General features: G+C 71.8%; 17 protein-coding genes and 1 pseudogene. All 18 read left to right on the forward strand.

From position 1 onward, the window contains the following. Positions 1-10: 10 nt before the first annotated feature. The 18 genes and pseudogenes from AAC134_RS05570 (at position 11) to AAC134_RS05655 (ending at position 16,945) form a co-directional block, all read left to right on the forward strand. Positions 11-1,237: an ABC transporter substrate-binding protein gene (locus AAC134_RS05570; protein ID WP_339948075.1), complete on the forward strand. Its 1,227-nt coding sequence runs from the start codon at positions 11-13 to the stop codon at positions 1,235-1,237. A gap of 64 nt (positions 1,238-1,301) precedes the next feature. Beyond that, positions 1,302-2,192: a branched-chain amino acid ABC transporter permease gene (locus tag AAC134_RS05575; RefSeq protein ID WP_339948076.1), complete on the forward strand. Its 891-nt coding sequence runs from the start codon at positions 1,302-1,304 to the stop codon at positions 2,190-2,192. Then, positions 2,179-3,300 carry a branched-chain amino acid ABC transporter permease gene (locus AAC134_RS05580; protein ID WP_339948077.1) on the forward strand — a complete coding sequence of 374 codons (1,122 nt, stop codon included), beginning with the start codon at positions 2,179-2,181 and terminating at the stop codon, positions 3,298-3,300. The genes AAC134_RS05575 and AAC134_RS05580 overlap by 14 nt, the downstream gene beginning before the upstream one ends. Then, positions 3,297-3,725, forward strand: a pseudogene (locus AAC134_RS05585) (ATP-binding cassette domain-containing protein); the annotation flags it as partial. The gene AAC134_RS05580 and the pseudogene AAC134_RS05585, both read left to right, overlap by 4 nt. 289 nt (positions 3,726-4,014) lie before the next feature. Next, positions 4,015-4,737 (forward strand): ABC transporter ATP-binding protein, encoded by a 723-nt coding sequence (locus tag AAC134_RS05590; RefSeq protein ID WP_339948078.1) that lies wholly within the window; start codon positions 4,015-4,017, stop codon positions 4,735-4,737. 31 nt (positions 4,738-4,768) lie between these two features. Continuing rightward, positions 4,769-5,542 (forward strand): FadR/GntR family transcriptional regulator, encoded by a 774-nt coding sequence (locus AAC134_RS05595; protein WP_339948079.1) that lies wholly within the window; start codon positions 4,769-4,771, stop codon positions 5,540-5,542. After that, on the forward strand, positions 5,539-6,570 hold the full coding sequence (locus AAC134_RS05600; protein ID WP_339948080.1) for an NADP-dependent oxidoreductase: 1,032 nt from the start codon (positions 5,539-5,541) through the stop codon (positions 6,568-6,570). The genes AAC134_RS05595 and AAC134_RS05600 overlap by 4 nt, the downstream gene beginning before the upstream one ends. Before the next feature lie 94 nt (positions 6,571-6,664). Continuing rightward, positions 6,665-7,396, forward strand: coding sequence for an FCD domain-containing protein (locus AAC134_RS05605; protein WP_339948081.1), 732 nt, complete (start codon positions 6,665-6,667; stop codon positions 7,394-7,396). Between the two features lie 68 nt (positions 7,397-7,464). Continuing rightward, complete coding sequence (locus AAC134_RS05610; RefSeq protein WP_339948082.1) at positions 7,465-9,144, forward strand: NAD(P)/FAD-dependent oxidoreductase; 1,680 nt, start codon at positions 7,465-7,467, stop codon at positions 9,142-9,144. A gap of 82 nt (positions 9,145-9,226) precedes the next feature. Beyond that, the gene (locus AAC134_RS05615; RefSeq protein ID WP_339948083.1) at positions 9,227-9,694 is read left to right on the forward strand and encodes a MaoC family dehydratase; all 468 of its coding nucleotides are present in this window, start codon (positions 9,227-9,229) and stop codon (positions 9,692-9,694) included. Continuing rightward, a complete protein-coding gene (locus AAC134_RS05620; RefSeq protein WP_339948084.1) occupies positions 9,691-10,620 on the forward strand; it encodes a CoA ester lyase in 930 nt (309 codons plus the stop codon). Before AAC134_RS05615 ends, AAC134_RS05620 begins: the two co-directional genes overlap by 4 nt. Before the next feature lie 3 nt (positions 10,621-10,623). Continuing rightward, positions 10,624-11,556 (forward strand): 3-keto-5-aminohexanoate cleavage protein, encoded by a 933-nt coding sequence (locus AAC134_RS05625; protein WP_339948085.1) that lies wholly within the window; start codon positions 10,624-10,626, stop codon positions 11,554-11,556. A 92-nt stretch (positions 11,557-11,648) separates the two neighbouring features. Further along, entirely contained in the window at positions 11,649-12,413 is a 765-nt protein-coding gene (locus AAC134_RS05630) for a GntR family transcriptional regulator (RefSeq protein ID WP_339948086.1), read from the forward strand. Positions 12,414-12,453: 40 nt separating this feature from the next. After that, positions 12,454-13,509, forward strand: a complete 1,056-nt coding sequence (gene dctP / locus AAC134_RS05635) for a TRAP transporter substrate-binding protein DctP (protein ID WP_339948087.1) — start codon at positions 12,454-12,456, stop codon at positions 13,507-13,509. After that, the gene (locus AAC134_RS05640; RefSeq protein ID WP_339948088.1) at positions 13,509-14,030 is read left to right on the forward strand and encodes a TRAP transporter small permease; all 522 of its coding nucleotides are present in this window, start codon (positions 13,509-13,511) and stop codon (positions 14,028-14,030) included. The genes dctP and AAC134_RS05640 overlap by 1 nt, the downstream gene beginning before the upstream one ends. Further along, entirely contained in the window at positions 14,027-15,316 is a 1,290-nt protein-coding gene (locus tag AAC134_RS05645) for a TRAP transporter large permease (RefSeq protein WP_339948089.1), read from the forward strand. Before AAC134_RS05640 ends, AAC134_RS05645 begins: the two co-directional genes overlap by 4 nt. A gap of 4 nt (positions 15,317-15,320) precedes the next feature. Next, positions 15,321-15,695, forward strand: a complete 375-nt coding sequence (locus AAC134_RS05650) for a cupin domain-containing protein (RefSeq protein ID WP_339948090.1) — start codon at positions 15,321-15,323, stop codon at positions 15,693-15,695. Then, a complete protein-coding gene (locus tag AAC134_RS05655) occupies positions 15,692-16,945 on the forward strand; it encodes a CoA transferase (RefSeq protein WP_339948091.1) in 1,254 nt (417 codons plus the stop codon). The genes AAC134_RS05650 and AAC134_RS05655 overlap by 4 nt, the downstream gene beginning before the upstream one ends. Position 16,946: the final 1 nt, after the last annotated feature.

A 16,946-nucleotide genomic window follows, 5' to 3' on the forward strand; every position in this document is an offset into this window, starting at 1 on the left:
GGAGAGAAAGATGCTGACCAGACGCACTTTCGCGGCGATGGCCGCGAGCGCGACGGCGATGACCGCCGTCGGGACCTTCGGCCGCGCCCGAGCGGCCGAGCCGTTGAAGATCGGGGCCGTGAACCCCTATTCCGGGGGCATGGCGCTCTACGGCGACGAGGTCACCCGCTGCTATGAGCTCGCCGCCAAGCAGATCAACGCCGCGAAGGGCGGTCTGCTGGGCCGCCCGGTGGAGATCGTGCGCGGCAACGCCACCTCCGCGCAGGAGGGGATCGCGGCGGTCGAACAGCTGATCGGCCGCGACGGGGTGGAGATCCTGATGGGGACCTACGCCTCCTCGATCTCCAACGCCGCCTCGGAGGCCGCGCTGAACTACGGCAAGCTCTACTGGGAGACCAACGCCGTCGCCTCCAACCTGACCGAGCGGGGGCTGCCCAACTTCATCCGCGCCGGCCTCGCCGCCGACGACTTCGGCCGGCGCTCGGTCGAGGGGGCGCTGGAACTGGTGGCCAAGAGGCTCGACAAGGCCCCCTCCGAGATGAGCGTGTGGCTGGAGCATGAGGACTCGGCCTACGGGACCTCCATCGCCGAGGCGCAGAAGCGGCTGCTGGAAGAGGCGGGCGTCACCGTGGGCGTGGGTGCGCACAGCTTCAAGTCGATCGACGTCACCGACTCGATCCTGCGCGCGAAGTCGGCGGCGCCGGACTTGTGGATCTCGACCGGCTACGTGGGCGACACCAACCTGCTGCTGCGCGCCGCCCGCGACCAGGGCTTCGCGCCGCCTGCGATCATGTCGGTGGGCGTGGGCGACACGGCCGAGACGCTGGACGCGCTGGGGGCGGAGTATCTCGAGGGCGTCCTTCTGGTCTCCTTCCCGCGCGCCGACATCTCCGAGGACTACGGGCCCGGCTCGGACGCGTTCCTGGAGCTCTACCGCGCCGAGTTCGGCCGCGATCCGGTCGCGCCCCAGGGCATGGCCGCCTTCGTCGGCGCCAAGATCCTGTTCGAGGCGGTGGAGGCCGCGGGCTCGGTCGAGTTCGACGCGGTCGCCGAGGCCGCCAAAGCGATGGACAAGCCCTTTGGCAGCTACGAGACGGGCTACGGCGCCAGGTTCGACGACACCCTGCAGAACACCCGCGCCGTTCCGATCATCGCCCAGTGGCAGGGCGGCGAGGTGAAGGCGGTCTACCCGCCCGAGGCCGCCTCCTCCGACGTCGTGAACCTGCCGCGGGCCTGAGGCCCGCGTCCGCCGCGCCGCCGGCCCCGCGCCGGCGGCGCGGCCCTGCAAGGAAGGGCGAGCGATGACCGAGATCCTCAACATCCTGGCGGTGGGGCTGCTTCTGGGCGGCATCTACGCGCTGGTCAGCGTCGGGCTGAACCTGATCTTCGGCGTGATCCGCGTGGTGAACTTCGCCCAGGGCGAGTTCGTGATGCTGGGCATGTACGGGGCGCTGGCCGCGCAGCTGGCGCTGGGCCTCGACCCCTATCTGGGGGCGGTCCTGATCCTGCCCGCGCTGTTCGCGCTGGGCTGCGCGGTCTACTGGCTGATCCTGCGTCCCCTGCAGGGCGAGCCGATGATGCAGATCTTCGCCACCTTCGGCCTGCTGATGCTGATCCAGAACGCGGTGCTGGCGGCGACGGGGGGCGTGGCGTTCAGCGCGAACTCCTCGCTTGCGGTCGGTTCGGTCTCGCTGGGGCCGGTGCAGGTGGGGACGGGGCGGCTGATCGTGCTGATCGCGGCCAGCGTGGTGACCGGCGGGCTCGCCTGGTACCTGCGCGCGACCTGGCACGGCAAGGCGATCCGGGCGGTGGCCCAGGACCGGGCCGCGGCGAAGCTGATGGGCGTGAACGTGCAGCGCATCTACACGATCAGCTTCGGCATCGGCGCGGCGCTGGCGGGGCTCGCAGGCTGCCTGCTCGCGCCGCTCTATTCGATGACGCCGCAGATCGGGATCAACTTCATCCTGCCGGCCTTCGCGGTGGTGGTGCTGGGGGGCCTGGGCAGCGTCGCCGGCGCCTACCTCGGCGGCTTCGTGGTGGGGCTGACCGAGGCGTTCTCGGGCTACTACCTCGACCCGGCGTTGAAGCATGCGGTGCTGTTCGTCGTGTTCATCGTGGTGCTCGTCATCCGCCCGCAGGGCCTCTTCGGCCACGCCGGCGCAGAGGAGGTGGGACTTCGTGAAACCTCGTGACCCCGATCCCCGCGCCGCGGACCCGCGGGCGCCTTCCAGCGCGCCGGGCGTGCCGGCGACGCCGCTTGCTCCCGACGTCCGCGCCGCGGCCATCGCCTCCGCCTCGCGCGGGCTGAGGCAGGAGGCGCCGCTGCTGGCGGGCGTTCTGGCGGCGCTGCTGGCGCTGACCTGGGCCTTCGCCGGCGACAGCTTTGCGCTGAACATCCTGGCGACCGCCTTCCTGCTGGGCGGCGTCGCCACCGCCTGGAACATCATCGGCGGGCTCGGGGGGCAGTTCTCGCTCGGCCATTCGGTGTTCTTCGCGCTGGGGGCCTATCTGACCGCCAACCTGGTGCTGCATGCGGGCGTCTCGCCCTGGCTGGCGCTGGCGCCGGCGGCGGCGCTGGCGGCAGGGGCCGCGGCGCTGGTCTCCTGGCCGGTGTTCCGCCTGAAGGGGCCGTTCTTCGCCATCGCCACGCTGGCGGTGACCGAGGTGATGCTGTCGCTCTCGATCTACTTCGACGGGATCACCGGCGGCTCGCAGGGGCTGTCGATCCCGTTCCGCCGCGGCTTCTGGAACATGATCTTCGTGGACCGGATGAGCTATGCGCTGCTGATGCTGGGCTTCCTCGCGGTCTGCCTGCTGGCGATGATCGTCGTGGCGCGCAGCCGGCTGGGCTATCGCCTGCGGGCGGTGCGCGACAACGAGGACGCGGCCCGGGCGGCGGGCATCGACGTGCTGCGGGTGAAGCTCGTGGGCATGGCGGTGTCGGCGGCGCTGACCGGGGTCGGGGGCGCGCTGTTCCTGATGCAGGTGCGGGTGGTGGACCCGCCGGCGCTCTATTCGCTGTTCGACGTCGGCGTGAAGGTGGCGTTGCTGGCCCTGATCGGCGGCATCGGCACGACCTACGGGCCGCTGCTGGGCGCGCTGCTGGTGATCCCGCTGGAAAGCTGGCTGCGGGCGGAGCTGGGCGGCGCGCTGCCGGGCATGAACCTGGCGGTCCTGGGCCTGGTGCTGATCCTGACGGCGCTGTTCCTGCGGCGCGGCATCGTGGGCGCCGCGCGCGACCTGCGGCTGCCGGGCCTGGGGCCGCGCCGGATGCGGCCGGCCGGGGAGGGCGCGCGATGAGCTTCCTGAGCGTCGAGAACGCCACCCGCCGCTTCGGCGGCCTGACCGCGGTGGACGACGTCTCCTTCGACCTCGCGCAGGGGGAGCTGGTCTGCCTGATCGGCCCCAACGGCGCCGGCAAGACCACGCTCTTCAACCTGCTGACGGGACAGCTCGCCCCCTCGGCCGGGCGGGTGCTGTTCGAGGGGCGCGACATCGGCCGCCTGAAGCCCGACCGCCGGGCGCGGCTGGGCTTCGGGCGCACCTTCCAGATCAGCCAGACCCTGACCTCGATGTCGGTGCTCGAGAACGCCATGGTCGGCGCCTTCCTCGGACACCCGCGCCTGCCCGAGGCGGCCGAGGCGGCGATGCAGGCGCTGGAGATGGTGGGCCTCGCCCGTCGCGCCGGCGACCCGTCCGCGGAGCTCACGCTGGGCGAACGGCGGCGGCTGGAGGTGGCCCGGGCGCTCGCCCTGCGCCCTCGCCTCGTGCTGCTGGACGAGGTGATGGCCGGCCTGAACGCCACCGAGGTGCAGGAGATCATCGACCTGGTGCGCCGGCTCAACGAAGGCGGGCTCGCCTTCCTGGTCATCGAGCACAATCTCAAGGTCGTTCGGGCCTTTTCCCGCCGGGTGCTGGTGCTCGATCACGGGGCCCTGCTGGCTGAGGCGGGGCGGAGCAGGTGCTCTCCGATCCGGAGGTGGTCGCGGCCTATGTCGGGAAGGGAAAGGCGGCATGAGCGCGAAGATGATGCTGGAGGTCGAGGGCCTGCGCGCCGGCTACGGCGACGCCGAGGTGCTGTTCGACGTGTCCCTCGCCGTGGCCGAGGGCCGGGTCGCCGCGGTGGTCGGGGCCAACGGCGCGGGCAAGACCACGCTGCTCTCGGCCCTGATCGGCCTGGTCCCGCCGCGCGCGGGAACCGTGCGGCTGTTGGGCGAGGATGTCACGCGCCTGCCCGCCGACCGCCGCGCCGCCCGCGGCATGACGCTGGTGCCCGAGGGCGGGCGCCTGTTCCCATTCATGTCGGTGCAGGAGAACCTGGAGCTGGGCGCCTATTCCGCCGGCGCGCGGGGCGGGGCGGCGGCGATGCTCGAGGCCGCGATGACCCGGTTTCCGGTGCTGCGCGACCGCCGCCGGCAGCTCGCCGGACGGCTCTCGGGCGGGGAGCGGCAGATGTGCGCCATCGCCCGCGCGCTGATGTGCCGGCCGCGGCTGCTGCTGCTGGACGAGCCCTCGGTCGGGCTGTCGCCGCTGATGGCCGAGACGGTGCTGGAGACGGTCTCCCAGCTCGCGCGCGACGAGGGGCTGACGGTGCTGATCGTCGAACAGCGCGTGACCGAGGTGCTGGAGATCGCCGACGAGGCGCATGTGCTCGACCACGGCCGCATCTCGCTGAGCGGGGCCGCGGCCGCGCTGAAGGGCGACCCGCAGGTGCGCGAAGCCTACATGGGGTTGTGATGGACCGACCGCAGCCGAGCAGGAGGGGGCCATGAGCGACGCCGACCGCGTCCGGATCTCGCCTGTCGTGGTGCCCAAGGCCTCGGACGTGCTGGCCGACCGGCTGCGCGACCTGATCGTCTCCGGCCGCTTCTCCCCCGGCGAGGCGCTGCCGCCGGAGCGGGAGCTGGCCGCGGACTCCGGCCTGTCGCGCAGTTCCGTGCGCGAGGCGCTGCGCCTGCTGGAGACGGAGGGGCTGCTGACCACCCGGGCCGGGAGGGCGGGCGGCTCGGTGGTGACGCGGCCGGGGCGCGGGTCCATCGCCCGCTCGGTCGAGCTCTTCGTGCGCGCGCACGGCATGGGGCTGGGGGCGTTGCTCGACTGCCGTCTGGCGGTGGAGCCGATGCTGGCGCGGCTGGCCGCCCGCAACCGGACGGAGGCGCAGCTTGCGGAGATCAGCGCGATCCATGAGCGCTTCGTGGCCTCGGTCGACGAGGTCCCCGCCTACAAGCGCATCAACCTCGACTGGCACCTGGCGGTGGCGCGGGCCAGCGGAAACGAGCCGCTGATGGCGCTGATGGAGGCGGTGACCGCCCCGATCCGCGACGCCCAGGAATACCGGCACGTCACCACCCCGGACCTGCGCCGGGGCGCGGTGCGCGCCCATTCCGTGATCCTCGAGGCCATCGCCGCCCGCGACGGCGAGGCCGCCTTCAAGCGGATGGAGCGCCATGTCGGCGCCTACCGCGACATCGCCCTGCGACGGGAGGAGGTCGTCGCCGCCGGCGACGGCGACGCCTCCCCGACGACTGGAGAAGACGCATGACCAACCGCCAATGGGTGCTCGACGCCTATCCCGACGGCCCCGCCACCGAGGAGACCTGGCGCCTGGAGGAGGCGCCGATGCCCGAACCGGGCCCCCGCCAGGTGCTGGTGCGCATACGATGGCTGTCGCTCGATCCCTACATGCGCGGGCGCATCAGCCCCGCCGCCAACTACACCGCCGGCGTGAAGCCCGGCGAGGCGATGCACGGCGGCGGCGTGGGCGAGGTGATCGAGAGCCGGCACCCCGACTGGAAGCCCGGCGACCTGATCGAGGCGATGACGCTGGGCTGGCGCGAGCATGCCGTTCTGACCCCGGACCTGCCGGGCGCCTCGCGTGCGAACCGGGTCGACCCCGGCCTCGCGCCGCCGCAGGCGATGCTGTCGTGGCTGGGCATGCCCGGCCTGACCGCCTGGATCGGCCTGACCGAGATGGGCCGGCCGCGGCCCGGCGACACGGTGCTGGTCTCCGCCGCCTCGGGCGCGGTCGGGCAGCTGGTCTGCCAGATCGCGGCCGCGATGGGCGCGCGGGTGGTGGCCATCGCCGGCTCTCCTGAGAAGCTCGCCCATTGCCGCGCGCTCGGCTGCGCGGCCGGCATCGACCACCGCGCCACGACCGACATGGCCGCCGCCATCGCCGAGGCCTGCCCGAACGGCGTCGACGTGTTCTTCGACAACACCGGCGGCCCGATCCACGACGCGGCGATCGCCAACCTGGCGACCCACGCCCGCGTGGTGATCTGCGGGCGCATCGCCGTGATCGACAAGGCGCCGGAGGCGGACATCGGCCTGCGCGCCTCGGCCCGCCTGATCGTCACCCGCGCCAGCATCCACGGCCTGGTGGTCTTCGACTGGTGGCACCGGCGCGAGGAGGCGATGGCAAAGCTCGCCGCCCTGCACCGCGAGGGCCGGCTGCAGTTCCGCGAGGACGTGCTCGAGGGCTTCGAGCGCGTGCCCGAGGCCTACGTTCGGATGATGGCGGGGCGGAACCTGGGCAAGCAGCTCGTGCGGCTGCGGGACGGGTCGCTTTAAATGTTATACCATTGACATGCCGCTCGCGGGGCGGCAGTCTGGCGACCGTGAATGGAGGTCGCCGCCTGTGCAGGAAACCCAGAAGTCCCCGCCTTTGATCGAACGGATCGCGGTCCAGAAGTCCTACGATCTGCTGGCGGACCAGTTGCGCGACACGATCCTCGCCGGCGACATCGACGTCGGCGACCGCCTGCCCTCGGAGCGCGAGCTGGTCGAGCAGACCGGCCTGTCGCGCGGGTCGGTGCGCGAGGCGCTCAGGATCCTCGAGGTCGAGGGGCTGATCCGCTCCCGCCCCGGGCGCTACGGCGGGATCACGGTCACCCAGCCCGACAACAGCTCTATGGCGCGGATGGTGGGGCAGTTCGTGCGCTCTCACCGGATGCCGCTGCGCGTGATCCAGGAGGCGCGCGAGACGATCGAGCCGGCGCTCGCCCGCTACGCCGCCATGCACCGAACCGACGAGGAGCTCGCCGCCATCATCGAGCTGAACGAGGCGCTGGCTCACCCCGCGCTCGACCGCCGGGCCTTCGCCGAGATGAACATCCGCTGGCACAACGCCGTGGCCGAGGCCAGCCGCAACGACCTGCTGACCGCGCTGCTCTACGCCATGAACCATGGCGTCGTGGCCGCCACCAGCGAGGACGTCTACGACAACGCCGAGGTCCGGGCCGCGGTCCACGCCGCCCACGCGCGGGTGATCGAGGCCATCGCGGCGCGCGACGGCGACGCCGCGCGCCGGCGGATGGAACGGCATGTGCGCGCCACCCGCGCCTATGCCAGCGATCTCGAGGATTCCGAGCTGGAGATCGGCGCCCCCGAGGACTGACCACCGACGTCAAGAACCGGTCCCGCGCCCGGCGCGGCAAGACCGGCGACCACAGGAGGAGAAGAACGATGACAGCGACCGCTTCGGCGGCGCACGGAAGACGTGCGCCCGGTTCGTCCGGCTTCGACATGCTGATCGTCGGGGCTGGCTTCGCCGGCCTCTACATGCTCCACCGCGCCCGCGGCATGGGTCTGTCGGCGCGGGTGATCGAGGTCGCCTCCGACGTGGGCGGCACCTGGTGGTGGAACCGCTACCCCGGCGCGCGCTGCGACATCGAAAGCCTGCAGTATTCCTACTCCTGGGACGAGGATCTCCAGCAGGAGTGGACCTGGACCGAGCGGTTCGCCACCCAGCCCGAGATCCTCAGCTACATCCGCCATGTGGCCGAGCGCCACGACCTCAGGCGCGACATCACCTTCGAGACCCGCGTCGACGCGGCCGAGTGGGACGAGGACGCGGCCCGCTGGAGCGTGACTCTTTCGAGCGGCGAGCAGGTCGGCGCGCGCAACCTGGTGCTCGCCACCGGCTGCCTGTCGGCCGCGCGTGTGCCCGACCTGCCGGGGCGCGACTCCTTCCGGGGCGCGACCTACCACACCGGCGACTGGCCGCATGAGGGCGTGGACTTCGCCGGCAAGACGGTGGCGGTGATCGGCGCCGGCTCCTCCGGCATCCAGGCGATCCCCGAGATCGCCCGGCAGGCCGCCCACCTGACCGTGTTCCAGCGCACACCCAACTTCTCGGTCCCCGCGCGCAACCAGCCGCTGGACGACAACTACGTGCACGGCTGGAAGTCGCGCTATCCCGAACTGCGCCGCCAGGCGCGGGAGGAGACGCGCTCGGGCACGATCTACGACTTCCCCGAGCGCGGCGCCCTCGAGGCGAGCGCGGAGGAACGCGAGCGCGAATATCGCTGGCGCTGGGAGAAGGGCGGCGCGAACTTCATGCACGCCTTCAACGACCTGGTGATCTCCGAGGAGGCCAACGCCACCGCCGCCGCCTTCGTGCGCGACCGCATCCGCGAGATCGTGAAGGACCCCGCGACGGCCGCGGCGCTGTGTCCGTCCTCCTACCCGATCTTCACCAAGCGGATCTGCGTCGACGACAACTACTACGCCACCTACAACCGCCCGAACGTCACGCTGGTGAACCTGCGGGAAACCCCGCTGGATGCGATCGAGCCGGGCGGCGTGCGCACCTCTGCCGGCCTGCACGAGGTCGACGCCATCGTCTACGCCACCGGTTTCGACGCGATGACCGGCGCGATCACCTCGATCGACATCCGCGGCAAGGGCGGGCGCACCATCCCCGAGAAGTGGAAGGACGGGCCGCGCGCCTATCTGGGCCTGATGCTGGAGGGGTTCCCGAACCTCTTCGCCGTCACCGGGCCCGGCAGCCCCTCGGTCCTGTCGAACATGGTCGTCTCGATCGAGCAGCACGTCGACCTGATCTCCCGCATCGTCGAAGAGGCGCGCGCCCGCGGCGCGGCGGCGGTCGAGGCGGACCGCGCGGCCGAGGACGCCTGGGTCGCCCACGTCAACGAGGTCGCCGCCGCCACGCTGCTGCCCAAGGCGGCGAGCTGGTACATGGGCGCCAACATCCCCGGCAAGCCGCGGGTGTTCATGCCCTATCTCGGCGTCTCGACCTACCGCGAAGCCTGCGAGGCGGCCGTCGCCGACGGCTGGCGCGGCTTCCGCTTCGCCGACCGCGCGGCGGCGTCCGCAGACGCTCGCGCGGCCGCGCGGGCCTGATCCCCCGGGGGCGCCTCGCCCCCGATTTCCGCAAGCCAGAACGACGCGGCGGCGACCGGCCGATCCGCGCGAGGGAGGGCGCATGCCCGGAGTGTATTTCGACGAGCTGACGGTGGGCCAGGTGTTCGATCACGCCATCCGCCGCACGGTGACCGAGACGGACAACGTCCTGTTCACCACCATGACCCACAACCCGGCGCTGCTGCACCTCGACGAGGAGTATTGCCGGACCGAGACGGAGTTCGGACAGCGGCTGGTGAACTCCTGCTTCACGCTGGCGCTGATGGTGGGCATTTCGGTCAACGACACGACGCTGGGGACGGCCGTCGCCAACCTCGGCTGGGACGAGGTGCGGTTCCCGAAACCCCTGTTCCACGGCGACACGATCCGGGTGCAGACCGAGGTGCTGGAGCTGCGCGAGAGCAAGTCCCGCCCCACCCAGGGCATCGTCACCTTCGAACACCGCGCCTTCAACCAGAAGGGCGAGCTGGTGGCGGTCTGCAAGCGCTCCGGCCTGCAGCTGAAGCGCCCGGCGGGAGCGGCGGCATGACCCCGCCGCTGACCCCGCGAAGCTGGCTGTTCATCCCCGGCGACAGCGAGAAGAAGCTGGGCAAGGCCGACGCCTCGGGCGCCGACGCGCTGATCCTGGACCTCGAGGACTCGGTCGCGCCCGAACGCAAGGCGGAGGCGCGGCGGCTGGTGCGCGCGCATCTCGCAGCCCGGCCCGGCGCCCGCGACCCGCTGCTTTATGTCCGCGTCAACCCGCTCGACGTCTCCGCGCTGGAGGACCTGGCTGCGGTGATGCCGGGCGCGCCGGACGGGATCATGATCCCCAAGACCGACGGAGCGGAGGACGTGGCGAGGCTGTCGAACTGGCTCGACGCCTTCGAGGCCGCGCATGGGATCGAGCCGGGCCGCACCCGGATCCTGCCGGTGGCGACCGAGACGGCGAAGGGCGCGTTGCGGCTGGCGACCTTCGCCGAGGTCCCGCTGCCTCGCCTCGTCGGCCTGACCTGGGGGGCGGAGGACCTGTCGGCCGCGCTGGGCGCCTCGACCAACCTCGGGCCGGACGGCGAATGGGCGCTGACCTACCGCATCGCGCGCTCGAACTGCCTGCTGGCGGCGAAGGCGGCGGGGGTGGCGGCGATCGACACGCTTTACGTCGACTTCCGCGACGACGCGGGCCTGCGCGCCGCCTCCTCCGCCGCGGCGGACGAGGGGTTCGAGGGGCGCATCGCGATTCACCCCGCCCAGGTCGCCGGCATCAACGCCGCCTTCGCCCCGTCCGAGGCCGCGCTCGCCCACGCCCGCCGGGTGATCGAGGCGTTCGAGGCCAATCCCGGGGCAGGGACCGTGGGGCTCGACGGCAAGATGATCGACATCCCCCACCTGCGCCAGGCCCGCCATGTGCTGGGCCTGCACGACGCCCTCGCGGCCCGCGCCGCGGCCAAGACCCCCCACGCTCAGGGAGCCTGAACCATGAAACGCGCCGAAAAGGTGATCGTCAGCTGCGCCATCACCGGCTCGATCCACACGCCCTCGATGTCGGAGGCCCTGCCGATCACCGCCGACCAGATCGCCGAGGCCGCCATCGGCGCGGCCGAGGCGGGGGCCGCCATCGTCCACCTGCACGCCCGCGAGCCCGAGACGGGCAGGCCCAGCCAGGACCCGGAGCTGTTCAAGAAGTTCCTGCCCCAGATCCGCGAGCGTTGCGACGCGATCATCAACATCACCACCGGCGGCGGCCTGGGCATGACCATGGACGAGCGGCTCGCCGCCGCGACCTGGGCCCAGCCCGAGATCGCCTCGATGAACATGGGCAGCCTGAACTTCAACATCTCCGGCGCCGCCGGCCGGATCGCCGAGTTCAAGCACGACTGGGAGCCCGAATATCTGGGGATGACCAAGGACTTCATCCTGTCCAACACCTTCACCCAGATGGACGCCGCGATCCGGCGGCTGAAGGACTTCGGCACCCGCTTCGAATACGAGTGCTACGACGTCGGGCACCTCTACAACCTCGCCCATTTCGCCGACCGCGGCCTGGTCGAGCCGCCGTTCTTCGTGCAGTCGATCTTCGGCATCCTCGGCGGCATCGGGCCGGAGCCCGAGAACCTGATGCACATGAAGTCCACCGCCGACCGCCTGTTCGGCGAGGACTATTACCTCTCGATCCTCGCCGCCGGGCGCCACCAGATGCCGTTCGTCACGATGGGCGCGATCCTGGGCGGCAACTGCCGGGTGGGGCTCGAAGACAGCTTGTTCATCGGCAAGGGCCAGATGGCCGAGAGCAACGCCCAGCAGGTCGCCAAGATCCGCCGCATCCTCGAGGAGCTCAGCCTGCCGATCGCCACGCCGGACGAGGCGCGCGCGATGCTGCAGACCAAGGGGCCGAAGAACGTCGGCTTCTGAGGCCCCGCCCCGGTTATTCCCCTCGCCGCTTGACTTGATTGAGATAATGATCCCAACTAACGTATCAATTGAGAGGGCGGAGCGACGGCGTGGTGCAGGACGGACTGACGGCCTACGGGCGGCTTGCGAACGAGCTCTGGCGACGCATCGCCAGCGGCGAGTGGACGCCGGGCCAGAGGCTGCCGACGGTGGTGCAGATGGCCGAGAGCTTCGACGTCTCGCCCGCCACCGTGCGCTCCGCGCTGGGGGTGCTGTCGAAGCAGGGGCTGATCCACGCCCGCCAGGGGCGCGGCACCTTCGTCGCGGCCGAGGCGGGCGCGCCGGGGGAGCCGCCCGGGCTCGACCAGGGCTACTTCGACGCCTGGATCGTGGGGCCCTCGCAGGAGGTGCGGGTCCTGGAGAAGACCGAGGGCGCGGCCTTCCCCCCCGACATCGCCGAGGGGCGGCCCTGCTTTCCCGACTACGTGTTCCTGCGCCGCCTGCACCTCGGCGGGGGGCGGCCGGTCTGCCTGGTCGACTTCTATTTCGCGACCGAAGCCTACCGGTCGCTGCCCGAGGGCATCGACGGGCAGTTCAAGGTCGGCCTGCTGCTGATGACCAAGGCCGAGCCGCGCTGCGCGCGCGGGCGGCAGATCGTCACCGTGGGCGCCGCGTCGCACGAGGACGCGGGCCTGCTCGAAACCCCGCCGGCCTCGCCGATCGTGTCGGTGGCGCGGCTGTTCACCGACGCCGAGGGGCGGGTCCTGGGGGGCGGGCGGCACCGCTATCCGGGCGGAGTGTTCCGGCAGGTCATCGACCAGCCGATCGACGAGATCCTGGACGGACTGGGACTTTGGCTGCCGTCGGAGAACGGCTGAAGCGGCCCGCGCAAGGCGGGCGACAAAGGGAGGAGACACCATGACCACCACCAAGACCATCGCGGCCGCCGCGGTCCTGATCGCCGGGGCCGGCGCCGCGCAGGCCACCGAGCTGAAGCTCTCGGACCAGTTTCCGGTGCAGCACACGATCACGACGCAGGGCACCCAGGCCTTCTTCGACACGATCGCCGCGAACCCGGACGCGGACCTGACCATCAGGCACTTTCCCGCCGGCCAGCTCGGCAAGCCGACCGCCCAGCTCGACGTGGTGAAGGACCGGATCGCCGAGATCGCGGTCGTGGGCATCTCCTACGTGCCCGAGCGTCTGCCGCTGTCCACGATGATGGAGCTGCCGCAGCTCTATGGCGACAGCTTCGACGGCTACGTGCCGATCCAGCACATGATGAAGACCGAGCTGAACGAGGCGGAGTTCAGGAAGGCCGGCATCCGGCCGCTGTGGGTCATCGTCACGCCGCAGTATCAGCTGCTGCTGACCCGCGACGAGCCGATCGCGGGGATCGAGGACCTTTCGGGCGTCAAGGCCCGGGTCGCCGGCGCGACGGCCGAGCTGGTCGCCTCGGCGCTGGGCATGACCCCGGTGCGGATGCCCGCCCCGGACCTCTACGTGGCGCTCGAGCGCGGGACGCTGGACGCGGCGATCTACTCGCTGTCGGTGCTCAAGTCCTACAAGCTGGAGGAGGTGACCAACTCCTACACCTCCAACGCCGCGCTGGGCGGCGTCGCCTTCATGGGCTTCATCAACGAGGACGTCTGGCAGAGCCTGACGCCCGAGCAGCAGGCCCTGCTCGAGGAAGCCGGGGACGCCGCGGGCTTCGCCACCGCCTGCGCGCTCGCGAAGAACGAGCAGGCCACGATCGCGGAGCTCGAGGGCATGGGCAAGACCGTCTACGAGCTGGACGAGGCCACCCAGGCCCAGTTCGCCTCGGCGCTCGAGAGCGTGTCGGCCGACTGGCGCGCGACCATGGACGAGCGCGGCATCCCCGGCTCGCGGATGCTCGACGTGTTCCAGGCCACGCAGGAGAAGATGCGCGCGGACGGCTCCATCGAGGCCGCCGCGAAAGAGTGCGGCGCCTGATGAGCTTCGGCCGCATCCTGGACAGGGTCGAGCGCGCCGGCGACGGCGTGGCGGCCCTGTGCCTGATCGTGATGATGATCACGATCTCGGTCGACGCGATCGGCCGCTTCATGGGCGCCCCGCTGCAGGGCGCCTACGAGTTCTCCGAGCTCTACCTGATGGTGCTGATCGCCTTCCTGCCGCTGGCGCGCAGTCTCGCCACCGGCGGGCAGGTGCGCATGGAGCTGTTGGCGCCGGTGCTGGAGCGGATCCCCGGCCGGGCGGTGCATCGCCTGACCATGGCGCTGGCGCTGGGGGCCTTCGGGATGCTGCTGTGGGTCTGCGTGCCCGAGGCGGCGGAGAAGTTCGCGGCCCGCGAGACCAGCTTCGGGCTGGTGCAGTGGCCGCTCTACCTCAGCTACGTCTGGGCGCCGGTCGGCATCGCGCTGCTGTGCGTGCGGCTCGCCTACGAGGTGGTCGCGCCGTCGCCGGCGGAGGCGCCGCCGGGGGCCGGGGATCCGCACGGGACGGAGGCGATATGACCGCCGCCCTCGTCATCGCCCTTCTGTTCGGGCTGATCTTCCTGGCCATGCCGGTCAGTTTCGCGATGTTCGTGGCGGGCATCGTGGGGCTGTGGTGGGAGGGCGGCTGGCATGTCGCGCTGGGCGTGCTGAAGACCTCGCCCTACCAGGCGGCGGCCAGCTACACCCTGACCACCTTCCCGATGTTCGTGCTGATGGCCGAGGTGATGGGCGCGACCCGGATCACCGGCGACCTGTTCCGCGCCGCCAACGGCTGGCTGGGGCACCTGCGCGGCGGGCTCGCCTATGCCGCCGTCTTCGGGGGCACCATGCTGGCGGCGGCCTGCGGCTCGTCCTCGGCCGCGGCGGCGACGCTCAGCTCGGCGATCTATCCCGAGCTGCGCAAATACGGCTACGGGGAGGCGTTCTCGACCGGCGCGCTGGCGGCGGTGGGGACCTTGTCCATCATGATCCCGCCCTCCATCGCGCTGATCTTCTACGGCATCCTCACCGAGGTCTCGGTCGGCAAACTGCTGATCGCGGGCGTCGTGCCGGGGCTGATGACGGCGCTGGCCTACGGGCTGGTGATCTGGCGGGTGCTGCGCAAGTCGGACGTGGGGGTGCAGCCGCGCCAGCCGATGGGCCGCCGGGTGCGCGCCAGCCTGCCGGCGCTGCCGATGATCGTGCTGCTCGCGGCGATGCTGGTGATGATCTACTCGGGCATCGCCACCCCGACCGAGGTCGGGGCGCTGGGCGCGCTCTTCGCCTTCGCCATCGGCTTCGCGATGATGCGCATGGACCGCGCGGCGATCGTCGGGGCGCTGGGACGGGCGACCCGCAGCTCGGCCATGATCCTCGCGATCATCGCCTTCAGCTCGGTCTTCGCGGTGTTCCTGTCGCTGTCGGGCACGCCGCAGGCGCTGCTGCAGGCGGTGCAGGAGTCGGGCCTCGGCCCGCTGCCGGTGCTGCTGCTGGTGATCGCGGTGCTGCTGGTGCTGGGGATCTTCCTCGACCAGATCGCGATCCTGATCATCACCCTGCCGCTGGTGCATCCGCTGCTGACGGGCCTGGGCTACGACGAGATCTGGCTGGGCGTGCTGGTGGTCAAGACCGCCGAGATCGGTCTGCTGACGCCGCCGGTCGGCCTGAACCTCTTCATCGTCAGCGGCTCTTCCCGCGTGCCGGTCGCGACCGTGGCGCGCGGCGTGGTTCCCTTCGTCGCGGCGGAGCTGGTCCTGCTGGTCCTGCTCGTCGCATTCCCCGCGATCGCGACCTGGCTGCCGAGCCTCTCGCAAGCTGGAAACTGACCCGATGACCGACTCCCGATACGTGGTCTCCCTCGAGGACCTCGAGCCCTACTCCCCGCCCCTGCACGAGGGCACCGTGAACCGGCGCCTGCTGCCCGCCGATCTCGGCGCGGGGTTCGAGATGGCGCATGGCACGCTGGCGCCGGGCGGCTCCGCCTCGCGCCACCTGCACCGGAGCGAGTGGCAGGTGATCTACATGCTCGACGGAACCGCCGAGCTGGAGATCGGGGACGAGCCGCGCCGTCCGCTGGCCGCCGGCGACATGGTGCGGATCCCCCCGGGCACGCCGCACCTGTTCGACGTCACCGGCGACGTGCCGGCGAAGGTGCTGGTGATCTACTCGCCCCCCCTCGGCCCCGACGGGTTCGTGCCGGCATGAGCGCGGCGGTTGCGGGCGTGGGGGAGGCGGAGGCGTCGCCCCGCCCCTCGCCGGCGCGTCCGCTCGCGGGGGTGCGGGTGCTGGACTTCACCGCCATCGTGCTGGGGCCGCTGGCCACGCGCTGCCTCGCCGATCTCGGGGCCGAGGTGGTGAAGGTCGAGGGGCCGGCGGGCGACGGCATCCGCCATTCCGCCGCGGTGCCCGCGCCGGGCATGGGCTCGATCTACATGGCGCTGAACGGGGGCAAGAAGTCGATCGCGCTCGACCTGAAGGCCCCGGGCGCGCAGGAGATCCTGCGTCGCCTGACGGCCTGGGCGGACGTCGCGGTGCACAACATGCGCCCCGCCTCGGCGCGGGCGCTGGGGCTGGACGCGGCGACGATGACGGCGGCCAACCCGCGGCTGATCCACTGCTCCGCCTCCGGCTTCGCGCAGGACGGGCCGCGGGCGGACGACCCGGCGGTTGACGACGTGATCCAGGCGGCCTCGGGCCTCGCGGACCTGTTCGGGCGCGCCGGAGACGCGCCCCGCTACGTGCCCAGCGTGATGGCCGACAAGGTCTGCGGGCTGGTGATGGGCCAGGCGATCCTCGCCGGCCTCTACCAGCGCGAGACGACGGGGCAGGGCATGGCCGTCGAGATCCCGATGGCCGAGACGATGTCGGCCTTCGTGCTGCTCGAACACATGGGCGCCGCGGCCTTCCCCGACCGCGCCCCGGCCGGGCCCGCCGGCTATGGCCGCCTGCTGACCCCACACCGCCGTCCGTTCCGCACCCGGGACGGATACGTCGCGCTGACCCCCTACACGAAACGCGACTGGCAGGCCTTCCTGCGCGCCGCCGGGGCGCCGGAGCTGGCCGAGCATCCCCGGGTCGTCGATCCCGTGCGCCGCAACGCGGAGGTCGCCGAGCTCTACGCCGCGCTGGCGGAGATCCTGTTGTCCCGGGACACCGAGACCTGGATCCGCATCGGCCGCGAGACCGGCATCCCCGCCGCCGCGATCCGTCCGCTCGACGAGGTCGCCGCCGACCCCGACCTGGCGCGGGGCGGCTGGCTGCGGGAGGTCGAGACGCCCGATCTCGGCCGCGTCCGGGTCCCCGGCCCGCTGCTTCGCCTGCCTCCCGGCGCCGCGCCCGCGCAGAGCGCGCCCGCGCTCGGACGCGACGGGGCGGAGATCCTCGAGGGGCTGGGCTTCGACGCGGCCGAGCGCGCGGCGTTCTTCCGCGACGGCGTGGTCGCGGGCGTGGCCTGAG

Source organism: uncultured Albimonas sp., from assembly GCF_963977235.1.
In the GTDB taxonomy this organism is placed as follows: domain Bacteria; phylum Pseudomonadota; class Alphaproteobacteria; order Rhodobacterales; family Rhodobacteraceae; genus Albimonas.